Below are 12899 nucleotides of genomic sequence, written 5' to 3'. Positions count from 1 at the left end.
GCCAAAGTCCAACGCTGCATGATTGATCACGGCTTTGAGCCCAAAAATAAAAATATGCTGGTTTGCCAGACTTACCCGCAAGTGACGGGCTGTTCGTTGACACCACTACCGAGTCAACCCAGATAGAGGGCTTCCCCAGCTCACGACGTTTCAACTCATCGGGCCAGTTGCGTTCTCTACATCGATTTAACGGATACCACTTCAACGTATTTGTACTTTTTCCTGGCAACCTCACAGCATCTTGTTCGGCGGGAAACGAGCTCAACGTATCAGCCTCGTGAATCAACTCGGTCATTCTTCCCTCAAACTTGTTTCCAACCCGGAGTGCCGCTAATAACTCGGGAGTTTGAACGATTGTAGAGCTGGAGTAAGCGATTTCGCTGCACGCTTGCTAATAACAGGACTTGCAACAATCCGCTGCACGGCACGGAGCAAAGTGATCCCCAAACGGCTGCGAGGGTGGGTCAGGCGGGGGACGATCTTTGGGATGCTCTGCGACTTTTCGACAACGGGTCGCAGGATGCTTTCGTAAGCTGCAAAAGCAGCAGAATGACGATCGTTTTTCGAGAGTTCGCCAGCCAGCACGTATGCACCTACAAGGGCCAGCGAAGCACCAACCCCTCCCAGTGGGGTGACACACCAGGCAGCGTCGCCGGTGAGAACCACATGACCAGCCGACCATCGCTTCATCTTTACCTGGCGCAGATCGTCGAACCAGAAGTCGTCGGCTGCCTCCATGCCCGAAAGCAAGCGTGGCACTTCCCATCCCGCATCTTGGAAATGCGTTTTCAGAAAAGCCTTCTGCTGGGCGATAGTCCTGACGGTTGCCAGGTGTCGTTGCCCCTGAATGTTGAAGAAGGCGCGGGTGGTACCACAATTGTCGGGGCGAACGCCTGCGCTTCGACCGCCGAGAGCGTTATACCAACGTGCGGTCTCGCTATCCGTCAAGGCGCGTGGCACGGTGAAGAATGCAGTCGCCAGATCCATCCAGCGTGGTGTGTTCTCCCCGGGGAACACCATATCGCGGGTGTTTGAGCCAACGCCTTCGGCTACGATAACCAGATCAAAGCGCTCCTCGGTGCCGCCCTCGAACCTGACAATCGCTCCCTTCTCATCCTGCACAACAGCAGTGATGCGCTCCCCAAAGCGATACTCGGTGTGAGGCAATGATGCTTCGTAAAGAATACGGGCCAAATCGCCGCGCAATATCTCCAGCTCGGCGGTAGGGCCGTCTCCTTCCATATCCGCCAGGTCAATACGAGCCATGGTCTTGTTTTGGTCGTCGACCCACGCTATTCCACGCTCGCCAGTATTGTGATCTCTAACCGCTTGCTCAAGCCCCATAAGGCGCAGCACCTCCCGGGCCGGACCCCGGACATCTACATTCTGCCCACCGTCCCGAAAAGCTGGCGCCTGCTCGACGACCGTGACATCGCAGTTCTGCCGGGCCAGCCACCAAGCGGTGGCGCAGCCTGCGATACTGGCTCCTGTGATGAGTATGCGGCGTGACATCTGGCTTTCTCCGTAAAGGTTTGTAGGGTCGTATCTGGTTTTAGCTCAACGACGAGCCATTAGTCGCGACTGGCTGAGGTAATACTGAACGAATGAGCGCTTATAAGGACGTGCAAGGGCAATCGTGTTCCCGATACATCCTGACCACAAATACGTACATCGCTCGATCCCATTCTTCGAAAGCTAAATGACGTTGACGGCCGGTGGACGTGCGCGAGTCGGGAATACGCTTAGCTGTCAATCGGGCCGAAACTCCACTGTTGCGCCCAAGGCCTCCAGATGGTCGCGCAATTGGCGCAGTTGAAGTCTTTTGCCTCTTCCTGCCTTGAATTCAGGCGCGTCGGCAAGTGCCAGTGCTTCCTTCAATGACAATTTGCCCGCTTTGCTGATCAACTGAATGACCTTGAGCTTATGAGGACCAAAGGCAGTAACGATCAAGTCGCCGCTTTCAAAATCAGCCGGATCATAGGCATTGATTTCGGGTGTGGATTGCTCCAGCAGCTCTGCTTCCTGACGCGCATCGATGACTTCACGCCAGTACCGATTCCCAGAGCCGATCTCGGCCATGATCAAGCGATTGAATTCGACGGTGTCATCCTTCACTTCTGCCAATGCTTCCAGCAAACGGCGAAAAGCCACAAGGCTCGACGCTATCTGTATCGCGTCCCACCGGCCTGCTCCGTGGACTGCGGTATAGACGGGATAGCCGCTTGAAGCTTCGGTCGCGGCAATAAAAACGGGATCATCCAGCCCGGTCAGCGCGAGGACATACCAGTCGGGATTCCATTCACCGTCAGTTTTGGATATCAGGCTTTCGCCGGTATTCCCGTCGGTGCGGAAGCCAGCCTGAAAATCATCAATACGATCCAATTGGGCATAGTGCGTGGGTAAAGGAAGATCACCCACAACGACGCCATTAATAAGAAACTCTCGGATGCCTTCGTGGGCCAAATTCATATGTCGCCAGGTCTTCATAGTCTTGGATTGTGAGTGAAAAAATTCACCAGACAATGGGTTGGTCGTTCCAGGCCCAAAAGGTCCCGCTGTCGGACGGTCCATGTGCTCCTACCAACTCAATAATGCGAGCTGCCGAGAAAGCCGGTTCGAACAGTTGACCATCAGGCACGGTCGCCTGGAATGGCTTGGACAGATCCGTGTCAGTCGTGCCTGGGTGTATTGCCAGAACAGTAGAGGCAGGGTTCAGGCGTTTCAGTTCGATACTGGCCGTGTGCAGCAACTGGTTGAGCGCCGCTTTGCTGGCTCTGTAACTGTACCAGCCACCCAATCGGTTATCGCCAATCGAGCCAACCCTGGCGGAGAGCGCCGCGAAGGTAGAGGGTTGTTTGCGCAATAACGGGAGCAGGTGTTTAAGCAGCAGGATTGGAGCAAACGTGTTGGTCGCAAAGCTGGCTTGCATACCCGCAAGGGTCAGTTGTGCCAGACCCTTTTCTGGTTTTGCGCCGTCCTGATGAAGAATGCCTAGCGCACTGATGACAAGGTGCAGGTGATCACATCCTTCAAGCGTCTCGCTCACGAGGGTTTCGAGAGATTTCTCATTACGCGCGTCGCAGTCGACTCGTTGCAGACGGTCGCCATATTGCTCCGCAAGCTTTGCCAGTTCTGTGGAGGAGCTGGCTTTTCGCGCTACGGCCCATATCTGAGTTACATCATCGCGAGCAAGCAAGGCCGCGCACAGTGCCAGGCCAATACCTCGACTGGCTCCGCATATCAGCACATGAGCTTCGCTGTTCAGTTCGGGTATCAAACTCATAAGGCACCTTGAGGAGCATGACTGAAGTATTGTTTATGACTTCGGAACAAGGCATGACGTTCAGGTGGGCGGTTGCTGACAAATAGATACCCCAACGAAAGCGGCTGATTGCAGAGGAAGTGCTATGAATCATTCTGGCCGCGAGCGTGTATAAAAAGGAAGCCATCAAAATCGGAAGCGAATAAATCACCATTCCAACCTGAAACTCGAACTTTGAATTCCCTGCAGGTTCACGTAGTAATATCGGCACTTCTTTCGTGACATCGGTGCAGCAATGCCAGCAGAAATAAGGCAACAGGATGGGCTGACACTGACCATCCTGCAGTATAGCGACCGGGCTGGCTGCATTGTGGTTCGACTCTCGGGGACTGAACTGCGCGCAGAAATTACATCAGAATGGAGCTCCGCTGCGGATAAAGCATCTCGACTCGACGAGTTTTTCGCGTCGGTTGCGCAACTTGAGGAAGCGGCTTCGAAAGACTGGCTGTCTGAATGTGAGGATTTTGCGCTCTCGGCCTGCCTGGATCCTGATTTTCCGGGCTTGGTGTCCCTGCGCGTCTATCTGGGTTCAACATCAGATGACGACTGCGACTGGCAAATAAATGCTTCGTTGTTAGTCACTCCGAGCCAAGTCGAGCGTTTTGCAAAAGACTTTTCCGCAATTTAGCGGTGTCGTCGAACTCAAGGTGTTGAACCGCAAATGAGCAAACTGGATTTTTTGGAGCTTGATGATGGGGTTCTCAACAATTTTGTGGGAATGGTACGGCCAAGATGAATACAAACGTATTCTTGCGGTGTGCGATGCAATCCCGGCTCTTGAGTTCCTCGCGCTGAACTCGGATATGCAGCAGACAATTATCCCGGATTGCCCCGCATGTGAAACCTGGTCAATGATGATACTTCCGTTGAACGAGGTTTTTTTAGCCTGTGGCAGCGCGTTACCAGCGCAAATCAATACACGGCTGCGAGACATTTGGGAGCGATGCAACAGCCTTACTGAGGCTGCTTTCCACTGTCACGATCGACTTATATTTGATCATGACGAGTGGCGGTCGATAAGGACAGCCTCCGCAGAGCTGCTGGATCTAATGGAACTAGTGAATATCAGTCCATACCTGGATGATTTGCAACTGGATTGCAGAAACCTTGCTCGCGGAATAAAGCGTTAAGGTTTCTGCAATCGTTAAAGACCCAGAGACGGTGTGGCACTGATTTGATCTTTGCTCTCTTGGCATTGCTCGGCAGTTACGGGGTTGAATTGCACTGAACGCTCTATCCCCAGCGAACTCCAAATCTTGCCCGGGCGCTCAGATTCAGCTTTTCGCGTCGATGGGTATTTGAATCATTTGCCCAATCAAGGAAACCCCATGACCGACCCACGTAACGTTGCCCACGACAAAAAAGTTCAGCAAGAGAAAAAGAATCACGGCGAAGAAATCGCGCCGAATGCCGAGCACGCACCTCAGCCAGGTATGAAGCCTGCGCTCAAGCATGATGAAGACGAACAGGATGAGCAGGCTTGAGCCTGACACTCATCTGACGTGGTAGCTGCAATTGACGGCGCAGGCTGAAGTTAGCCGCCGCTGTCGAAGCATTGGACGCTGCGTGTCAGCGCACTAACGCTTCGGATTCACCGGAGATTGGCAGGCTTGGTGTCTGTCAGTCGTACGGTGACCGGTGTCGATCTGTCGCAATGTGTGCTTTTTAGACCGGCATATCTAAAGCGCTTCTCTAAATCTACTGAGCAAAGCCCGAGCCTTCAGCGCAAATGTATTCCTCGCTCGTGGTGCGTGGGATGACGCTATTTATGAGTCGACTTTTGCGACTGAGAAACCGCTGTTAATACGTGATTTTTTATAAGAGATCTTGCGGCCGTTCAGACCTGTGGGACCGCATTTATCCGGGAAGAGGCCGGTATATCCGCCATATCATCGTCGCTTTTAATGCCGCCTTCCCGGATGAATCCGGTCCCACGGGATCTGGGGAAGTTGAGATGGTTACGTGTTGTTTGCTACAAACTGCCAAAGGCTGGCGTGTGTCAGGACAAGTGCTTTCGCAGACGGAGAGCTGCATTCCGCCAAAACGGGCCTCTCGCGAAATAGTCACATCAGCTTTTCGACCAAAACCGTAGTCGCATGGATAGCCATATCCCCAAAATCCCCCTCAAGGAATAGAACGTTCTCAACAATGTTTATCCCTTCAAGCTCTCCAAGTACCCTCGAATTGTTAACATGAAGAGCGCCAAGCCGGATGGTTAGCTCATTGCCGTCGGCGTTCCATGCCATCAGCTTGTATTTGGTCTCGTCGTCCGCGCTAACAACCATCTCGAAATATCGATGGGCCTGATCCACTGTGATCGATAAGACGTTGCTTTGTTCGAGCGCTTTAACATCCATGACGAGGCTACGTTTGCTTAAAGCTGCATCCTACTACGGCAGATGCTTGCCTTTGAAATCGAAGGTCCACTTCTGGCCGAAAGGAGCGTCGAATGTGTTGATGAACAGAGAGACAACTCAAGCTCCAAGGTAAGCCTACCGGCCACAGACCTTGATTCTATTAACGTTTTTGGTCAGCTCAATCAATACCAGCAGTCCCTCGAAACCGAACAGCGAAGCCGGCATGTACTGGACGATGATATTCGGCGCGCCGTGATTCCAGTCACTCAGGCACAGTTGCAGGAGCACATTCATGAGCGACATTGAAATACTGTCCCTGTCTCCCGACGGTCGCTATCAAGTCCAGGCGACCCCGTGGGAGGCGGGCAACTCGCACTGGCTGTTCCCGCCGCAAATCATCGATACCCAAAACGGGGACGAGGTGTTTAGCTTCAAGGATCCTCTGTGGTCAGCAGACCGCAGCACTTGGCTAAGCCCGACCCGGGTCGAACTCAGGCTGCGCAAATACCCCGGCCATCGAGCACCTCTGGGGCTCGCGGTGATTATTGAATGTGCGCTGCGTACCGCCGAATATGGCGATGGCACGCATATCGAATTAGCCCGTCTGGAAAGCACCCTTGAGGGCATGCTCGACCTGCTGGGCTGAGCTCACTTCTCAGCAAGGACCTGAATGATGAATTGGAAAGCTCTGGAACAGGCGCTGTTCGACGCCGCCAGACAAACATTGCAAACGCTGCTCGATGAAGGCGGCAGCCCTGTGTACGCCGCAGCGTTTCATGCCAGCTACCGGGAAGAAGAAGGCGTTCTGTCGCTGCCCAGCTTTGGGGCAAACAGCCTGCAGGCGCTCAGCGAAGACTTCCCTGATGACGACGATGAAAGCTTCAGTTCGGTGAAGTGGAACCCGGCGGACTGGCGCTGGGATTGGGAAATCTGCGCGACTGAGCAGTTCAAGCCGCTTGATGATGAGCTGCAAGCCTATGCCAATTGGCTTCGTCCGCGCGAATGGCAAGCGGCGGAGCGACGCTTTCTGGTCACCGTCAGCCGTGCCGCCAGGGCGCTGGGCCGCCATTTCAGTGGGCACCCTGGTGTGACGCCAGGCTTCGTGGTGATTTTTCATGACTTTGGTGGCTATACCGCCTTGGCCAAGCGCAGCATGACGCGCCAGCAGTTCGAGGAGAATTTCCCTGTCGAACTGGCCATTGAAAACCAGCTGCGCGAAGTCGCTGCCTTGCCGCTCGCCGAGCAGGCCGCGTTTTACGTCAGCCGCTTACATTGTTTTGATGGTGTTTCCGGGGAAGACGCAGAGCCGTGGTTGATTGCCAACGGCCGTCCCGCACAGGCAGCGCTTATCGAGGAGCTCAACAGGCATAAAGAACCTACCGCTGCCGCGCGAATTCTCGGGCTGGCCGGCATTGCTGATGAGCCTGTGATCCAGGCCCTGCGCCGACAGGCGATTGAAGCCCATGAGCAACCGACCCGCAACTGGTGCGCGAAAGCTTTGGGTTACCTTGAAGACGTCGACTGGCTTATGCAACAAGCGCCCGACGTCGCAGTCGCGGGGATCTGCGCTAACTTTGACAGTTTCCGCTGGCGAGGCGTGCAGCCACCGGTGCTGGATTACAGGCCCCTTGAGCGTCTGCTTGATCAACGTCCTGAGGTTCGGGCTGCGGTTGAAGAGAAATTTGAAGAGTTCTACCACCAAATCGATACCACTACTGCTGATGTCAGCGAAGCCTTGCGCGGACTGGCTTCACCCCACGTTGCCATTCGTCGTCATGCGGTAAGTGGATTGAATAACCGTGGCTTGCTGCCCGGCGACGCGCGTCGGGCCATCGAGGCGCTACGCCGGGCAACACAGGATACCGATGAGCAGGTGCGTTACGTCGCGGGCGTTGGCTTGGAGGCGATGCAGCGCTAAGGGGCTGTTCAATCGGGGAGCTTTCAATCGTGACCGAAGGCGCGCTGTATTTCTTCCAGGAGGGTGAACGGGTCACTTACGGCGAATAACCCAATCGACGGTTGTAAATGATCGACACGGGGCGCGGGCAAGCCGCTGGCGATGATCTGAAACTGCCTGGCCCTGTCCGGTACATCCCGTAGCCCATAAGGCGCGTGCTGTGCGATACGCATCACGCCGTCATTGTAGCGCTGCCCTTTGGCCTTGCAGTGCCGGAGGTCTTCAGGCCCTGGGCGCTGGCGTGAGGCGAAATCGTAAATCTCGACCACCGGGGCTTCGTGATTACCCAGGATGCTATGGACGTAGATCGCATAAAACCATTCGCCGATCTGTACTGAAAGGACGTCGCCCTCTCGCAAGAACGTGACGTTTTTGTCGAACGACGGGCGTCGTACCAAGGGTGTCGGTGGCGAAGTCAGCAGCGCCTTGATGGCATCGCTGTTGCGTTCGAAGGTATCGCTCAGCACGACCTGCTCATTAAGCCTGTCGACCGCCTCCAGCGCAGCTTGGGTCAATGCCTCGTCTTGAAATCCATGACGATGAAGCACGGCCGCCATCGTCAGACACACCAGGTCTTTGTAGTGTGGGCTGGCCTCATCGCGGGGGCCCTGCAACACACAATCCCAACGCAAGAACACCTTCTTAAGCACTTGGGCAGTCAGTAGCTCATGGGGGATTTTTTCAGGGCCAAGCATCTCCCATGCAGTCACCCGCGCAACGTCATGGGTGATCGGCTCAACCAGATCGCCGGGCAGATAGCCCAGTAGTTTTTTATGATTCAACGTTCAGTGCCTCGGCAGTGAGTAGTGCCAGATCGTTGCGCAGGTTTGGACGCTGGTCAATGTGCGTGTCGAAAACCACACCACACGTCGCACAGTTAACCGGGACTTTGTCTTCAAGCTTCGCCCGCCCAATCACACCAATATAAATCCAGCTGAACTTTCAAAACCGCTCTGGCCTCCCATCTTCAACGCGTCGGATGAATCACCACCCGCACGCCTCAATTTCATTACCTTGATAAGAGGACGGAGTGACCATTATGAGTAACCAACTGGCAGGCAAAAACGTATTGTTCATCACCTCCAACACGGGGATCGAGCGGGACGAACTGATTAAACCGCTGGAAGCGCTCAAAGCGCAGGGTGCTTCGGTCACCCATGGCTCGAGTGAAGGCGGTACTGCCCAGACATTTGTTCAAGACACAGAGAAAGATCGCACTGTCGAGTCGCAGACTGCGCTGGCCGGGCTGAAGGCGTCGGATTTTGATGCGCTGGTGATTCCAGGCGGCACGGTCAATGCTGATACGCTGCGACTGGATGAGAATGCTCAGCGTCTGGTCAAGGAATTCGCGGATGCGGGTAAGGTCATCGCTGCGATTTGCCACGGGCCGTGGTTGCTGATCAACGCTGGTGTGATCGCTGGCAAGACCCTCACTTCATACCCGAGCGTCAAGCTCGATCTGGAAAATGCCGGTGCGGCAGGGTGGGTTGATGCCGAGGTCAAGCAATGCCAGGCCAATGGATGGACCTTGATCACTTCACGTACTCCGGATGATATCCCGGCCTTCAACGAGGCTATCGCGGCTGCGCTTGCCGGGGCATAAGACTGGAAGTACGTTAGCGAGATGCTCGATGGTCGCATTTCTGCACGACGAGACGGGATGGTCTATATAGTGTCTCTTTAGCATCATTCATTTTAATCCCGTCCGTGGAACATAGATTTTGCGGCCGTCGTTGGGAGATCCGTTTGCCATCTGTTCCGGTAGTTCCAGGCGTCGATGAGCGCTTGTCACATGTGCTGGACGCCAGTGAGCGACTGGTGATGGCGCGGTCTGTAGAAGAGGTCGTCGCCGTGCTTCGCGACACGGCGCGTGCCGCTGTCGGAGCGGAAGGCGTTGCGGTCGTCATTGAACATGACGGACGCTGTTCTTATGTCGCGGAAGATGCAGTGTCACCGCTTTGGCAAGGTCTCACTTTCCCGGTGGACCACTGCATTTCGGGGTGGGTCATGCATCACAGCGAGACGGTCGCCATCCGTGACGTCCGGCTCGATCCGCGCATCCCTCAGGACGCCTATTCACCAACTTTTGTGCGCAGCATGGTGATGGTGCCTATAGGCCAACCTATTTCGGTCGCGGCGCTTGGGGCTTACTGGTCGGATGTTCGCGATCACGATCCCGATACGATCAAAAGGCTGGAAAGTCTGGCACGCCTGGCGACGATTGCCATTGAGAATGCGCGCCTCACCCAGGCACGCAATCGCGCTGCTGCGTTGGGCGATGCACAGAATCGTATTTTGAAACTGGCCGTCGAAGAGACGCCTCTCAACGTCGCACTGGATGCGATCGTTCTCGAGGTGGAAGCGTTGTCCACATCCCGTTTCCTGGGAAGCATCCTGCTTCTGGATGAGAAAGGGCAGCAGTTGCAGCATTGCGCAGGCCCAAGCCTTCCCGACGCCTACAATGACGCCGTAGAAGACGTCATTGTCGGCCGCAACCCGGGTTCTTTCGGCACTCCGGCGTTCCGGAGCGAGCCATTGCTTATGTCTGACATCGCGAACGACCCGTTGTGGGCCGGATTCCGGGAGAAGGCCATCGAACATGGCCTGCACGCCTGCTGGTCATTCCCTATACGCTCGGCGCAGGGCAATGAGCTCGGCGCTTTTGTCATGTATCACCATGAGTCGCGTCAGCCGCTGTCGTCGGATATTCAGATCGTTGACTTCGTTGTCCAGACAGTGGGGATCGTCGTGCACCGTGCCCGGGCGAAGGCTGCGATTCGGGTCAGTGAGGCGCGATACTGCCAGATCGTTGAAGGTGCAGAGGACTTCGCGATTATCACCTTCGACGCGCACGGGACGATATCGAGCTGGAATATCGGTGCCCAGCGTGTGGTCGGCTACGACGCCGAGGAGGTAGAGGGTCGCAATGGCGACTTTTTCTACACAGACACCGATCAGGCCGGGCGGGTGTTCCACAATGAACTCAAAGTTGCCGGGGAGCAGGGGCGTGCCGTCAATGAACGCTGGCACGTTCGCAAAAACGGTACGCGCTTCTGGGGATCGGGATTGATGATGCCCCTCGCCATGGACCATGGCGGCTTTGTGAAAATCTTCCGCGACCGTACGGCCGAGCACCAGGCGGAGGCGGCGTTGCAAGAGAGCGCGTCGCGATTGCGCTTCTTCGATGAGCTCGACAACCGGCTTTTCAATATCCAGCATGCCGAAGACGCGATGCTTGCCGCGACCGAATTGCTCGGCCGCAAGCTCAACGTATCGCGCTGCGCCTATGCGGATGTGGACATCGACCACGACCGGTTCTGGATTCGCAGTGACTACAATGCGCCCGGTATCCAGAGTTCGGTTGGCGCCTATAGCCTCGACCTTTTTGGACCTCGGGCTGCGGATGACATGCGTGCGGGTTGCACGTTGATCATACGTGACGTCGTCGCAGAGCTTGGCCGCGGTGAAGGCCTTGAGACCTTTCGAGCCATCGGCATCGACGCAATCATTTGCTGTCCGCTTGTGAAGGATGGCCGACTGACGGCAATGATGGCGGTTCATCAAGATCAGCCTCGGGACTGGCAGCTATCCGAAATATCCCTGGTCAGGGAAGTCGTCGAGCGTTGCTGGGCGCATGTCGAACGGGTGGGCGCCGAGATGCGCCTGCGCGAAAGCGAGGAGCGACTGCGACTTGCCGTGGAAAATGCTGATATTGGCTTCTGGGACGTGGACCTGGTTCATGACACGCTCATCTGGCCGCCACAGACCAAGGCCATGTTCGGCATCTCCGCTGATGTGCCGGTCACGTTGCAGAACTTCTATGACGGCTTGCATCCCGATGACCGGGAAGCAACGAGCGAGGCCTTCGCAGCAGCCGTCGACCCTGAGCGCCGTGCCCTCTACGAAGTGGACTACCGCACCATTGGCCTTGAGGATGGCATTGTTCGCTGGGTAGCGGCCAAGGGCCGGGCGGTATTTGATGCGGCCGACCGCTGCCTGCGCTTTACCGGCACCGTGGTTGATGTCACCGCCCGCAAGGCGGCCGAGGAGGAGTTGCGAGAGCTCAATGCGACGCTCGAAGCGAGGATCTCCCAGGCCATCGCCGAACGGGAAGAAGTCCAGCAAGCGTTGCGCCAGAGTCAGAAGATGGAAGCAATGGGGCAGCTTACCGGCGGCGTAGCTCACGACTTCAACAACCTGCTCACCCCGATCGTTGGCACCCTCGACATGCTTCAGCGAAGAGCCGTGGGCGGCGAGCGAGAACAGCGGCTGATTTCAGGTGCCCTGCAATCGGCGGATCGTGCGAAAACACTCGTGCAGCGGTTGCTTGCCTTCGCTCGTCGTCAACCGCTGCAGGCGGTTCCGGTGGACGTTGCGAAGCTGGTCAGCGACATGGGCGATCTTGTGGCCAGCACCACGGGTCCGCAAATCAAAGTCGTCGTCGATGCTCCGGAGAATCTGCCAGCAGCGATGGCGGATCCGAACCAGCTCGAAATGGCGCTCCTGAACCTCTCCGTAAACGCGCGCGATGCGATGCTTGAGGGTGGCACGATGCGGATATCTGCAAGCACTGAGTGGGTCAGTGCCAGCCATCGCTCGAGGCTTCCGACTGGCGAATATCTTTGCCTGTCTGTTGCAGACACCGGCACGGGGATGGACGCGGCGACGCTCGCCCGCGCTGTGGAGCCGTTCTTTTCGACCAAGGGTGTCGGCAAAGGAACGGGGCTCGGCCTCTCGATGGTGCATGGACTGGCATCCCAGTTGAACGGCGCGCTCACCCTTCAGAGCTTGCCCGGCCTGGGAACGAACGTTGAGCTTTGGCTACCGCGCAGCATGACCGTACCCGCAGCAGTCTTGCGCATCGTCGAGGCGCCGGAGCGACAATCGGTGCGTGGCGTTGCGCTGTTGGTCGACGATGAAGAACTGGTACGCGCAAGCACTTCATACATGCTGGCGGACCTGGGCTATCGCGTGATTGAGGCCGCATCAGGCGAGGAGGCTTTGCAATTACTCGACGCCGGACAGCCATTCAATCTGCTCGTCACAGACCACCTGATGCCGGGCATCAGTGGCACCGATCTGGCCAGACTGGTCCGTACTTCCCGGCCTGGAACTGCGATTCTTCTGGTCTCGGGTTATGCCGAACGTGAGGGGCTTGATGCCGATATTCCGCGACTTTCCAAACCGTTCCGCAAGGACGAACTTGCGGCAAGCCTGTCTCGACTCGGCGGCGAATCCTGAAACCTCCAAAGGGGCTTGGGTC

Annotated in this window: 12 protein-coding genes and 1 pseudogene; 6 read left to right on the top strand and 7 right to left on the bottom strand. The window is 56.3% G+C overall.

Annotated elements, in window-relative coordinates; translation table 11 throughout:
- The 4 genes and pseudogenes from H8S59_RS26805 to H8S59_RS15775 all read right to left on the bottom strand — a co-directional run.
- A pseudogene (locus tag H8S59_RS26805) lies at positions 1–295 on the bottom strand (hypothetical protein); the annotation flags it as partial.
- 35 nt (positions 296–330) lie between these two features.
- Positions 331–1512 (bottom strand): FAD-dependent monooxygenase, encoded by a 1182-nt coding sequence (locus H8S59_RS15785; protein WP_187522030.1) that lies wholly within the window; start codon positions 1510–1512, stop codon positions 331–333.
- Between the two features lie 237 nt (positions 1513–1749).
- Positions 1750–2469, bottom strand: a complete 720-nt coding sequence (locus tag H8S59_RS15780; RefSeq protein WP_187522031.1) for a hypothetical protein — start codon at positions 2467–2469, stop codon at positions 1750–1752.
- A 43-nt stretch (positions 2470–2512) separates the two neighbouring features.
- On the bottom strand, positions 2513–3283 hold the full coding sequence (locus H8S59_RS15775) for an SDR family NAD(P)-dependent oxidoreductase (protein WP_187522029.1): 771 nt from the start codon (positions 3281–3283) through the stop codon (positions 2513–2515).
- Between the two features lie 274 nt (positions 3284–3557).
- On the opposite strand from H8S59_RS15775, the gene H8S59_RS15770 reads away from it, so the two are divergent.
- Both H8S59_RS15770 and H8S59_RS15765 read left to right on the top strand, forming a co-directional pair.
- Positions 3558–3950, top strand: coding sequence for a DUF6228 family protein (locus H8S59_RS15770; protein ID WP_187522028.1), 393 nt, complete (start codon positions 3558–3560; stop codon positions 3948–3950).
- A gap of 700 nt (positions 3951–4650) precedes the next feature.
- Entirely contained in the window at positions 4651–4806 is a 156-nt protein-coding gene (locus tag H8S59_RS15765; RefSeq protein WP_080238097.1) for a hypothetical protein, read from the top strand.
- Between the two features lie 579 nt (positions 4807–5385).
- On the opposite strand, the gene H8S59_RS15760 is transcribed toward H8S59_RS15765, so the two are convergent.
- Positions 5386–5679, bottom strand: a complete 294-nt coding sequence (locus H8S59_RS15760) for a hypothetical protein (protein ID WP_095100140.1) — start codon at positions 5677–5679, stop codon at positions 5386–5388.
- 135 nt (positions 5680–5814) lie between these two features.
- Positions 5815–5982, bottom strand: coding sequence for a hypothetical protein (locus H8S59_RS15755; protein ID WP_187522027.1), 168 nt, complete (start codon positions 5980–5982; stop codon positions 5815–5817).
- On the opposite strand from H8S59_RS15755, the gene H8S59_RS15750 reads away from it, so the two are divergent.
- Complete coding sequence (locus H8S59_RS15750; RefSeq protein ID WP_187522026.1) at positions 5972–6325, top strand: hypothetical protein; 354 nt, start codon at positions 5972–5974, stop codon at positions 6323–6325. The two genes, H8S59_RS15755 and H8S59_RS15750, sit on opposite strands and share 11 nt — an antisense overlap.
- 27 nt (positions 6326–6352) lie before the next feature.
- Entirely contained in the window at positions 6353–7597 is a 1245-nt protein-coding gene (locus tag H8S59_RS15745; RefSeq protein ID WP_187522025.1) for a DUF4303 domain-containing protein, read from the top strand.
- Positions 7598–7620: 23 nt separating this feature from the next.
- Here H8S59_RS15745 and H8S59_RS15740 read toward each other — a convergent pair whose 3' ends face one another.
- A complete protein-coding gene (locus H8S59_RS15740; RefSeq protein WP_187522024.1) occupies positions 7621–8418 on the bottom strand; it encodes a hypothetical protein in 798 nt (265 codons plus the stop codon).
- A gap of 257 nt (positions 8419–8675) precedes the next feature.
- Between H8S59_RS15740 and H8S59_RS15735 the strand changes: the two genes are divergently transcribed.
- Together H8S59_RS15735 and H8S59_RS15730 are read left to right on the top strand one after the other, a co-directional pair.
- Positions 8676–9239, top strand: coding sequence for a type 1 glutamine amidotransferase domain-containing protein (locus tag H8S59_RS15735; RefSeq protein WP_187522023.1), 564 nt, complete (start codon positions 8676–8678; stop codon positions 9237–9239).
- Between the two features lie 218 nt (positions 9240–9457).
- The gene (locus tag H8S59_RS15730; protein WP_246475335.1) at positions 9458–12877 is read left to right on the top strand and encodes a PAS domain S-box protein; all 3420 of its coding nucleotides are present in this window, start codon (positions 9458–9460) and stop codon (positions 12875–12877) included.
- Positions 12878–12899 lie beyond the last annotated feature (22 nt).

It is taken from the genome of Pseudomonas folii (assembly GCF_014357575.1).
GTDB lineage: Bacteria > Pseudomonadota > Gammaproteobacteria > Pseudomonadales > Pseudomonadaceae > Aquipseudomonas > Aquipseudomonas folii.
Note: the sequence above shows the minus strand (reverse complement) of the source record. Positions and strands in the feature narration are given on the sequence as shown.

What these genes read in the sequence shown, in the direction of transcription:
- H8S59_RS15785 (WP_187522030.1), bottom strand. Translation starts at nt 1,512, where the DNA reads ATGTCACGCCGCATACTCATCACAGGAGCCAGTATCGCAGGCTGCGCC.
- H8S59_RS15780 (WP_187522031.1), bottom strand. Translation starts at nt 2,469, where the DNA reads ATGAATTTGGCCCACGAAGGCATCCGAGAGTTTCTTATTAATGGCGTC.
- H8S59_RS15775 (WP_187522029.1), bottom strand. Translation starts at nt 3,283, where the DNA reads ATGAGTTTGATACCCGAACTGAACAGCGAAGCTCATGTGCTGATATGC.
- H8S59_RS15770 (WP_187522028.1), top strand. Translation starts at nt 3,558, where the DNA reads ATGCCAGCAGAAATAAGGCAACAGGATGGGCTGACACTGACCATCCTG.
- H8S59_RS15765 (WP_080238097.1), top strand. Translation starts at nt 4,651, where the DNA reads ATGACCGACCCACGTAACGTTGCCCACGACAAAAAAGTTCAGCAAGAG.
- H8S59_RS15760 (WP_095100140.1), bottom strand. Translation starts at nt 5,679, where the DNA reads ATGGATGTTAAAGCGCTCGAACAAAGCAACGTCTTATCGATCACAGTG.
- H8S59_RS15750 (WP_187522026.1), top strand. Translation starts at nt 5,972, where the DNA reads ATGAGCGACATTGAAATACTGTCCCTGTCTCCCGACGGTCGCTATCAA.
- H8S59_RS15755 (WP_187522027.1), bottom strand. Translation starts at nt 5,982, where the DNA reads ATGTCGCTCATGAATGTGCTCCTGCAACTGTGCCTGAGTGACTGGAAT.
- H8S59_RS15745 (WP_187522025.1), top strand. Translation starts at nt 6,353, where the DNA reads ATGAATTGGAAAGCTCTGGAACAGGCGCTGTTCGACGCCGCCAGACAA.
- H8S59_RS15735 (WP_187522023.1), top strand. Translation starts at nt 8,676, where the DNA reads ATGAGTAACCAACTGGCAGGCAAAAACGTATTGTTCATCACCTCCAAC.
- H8S59_RS15730 (WP_246475335.1), top strand. Translation starts at nt 9,458, where the DNA reads ATGGCGCGGTCTGTAGAAGAGGTCGTCGCCGTGCTTCGCGACACGGCG.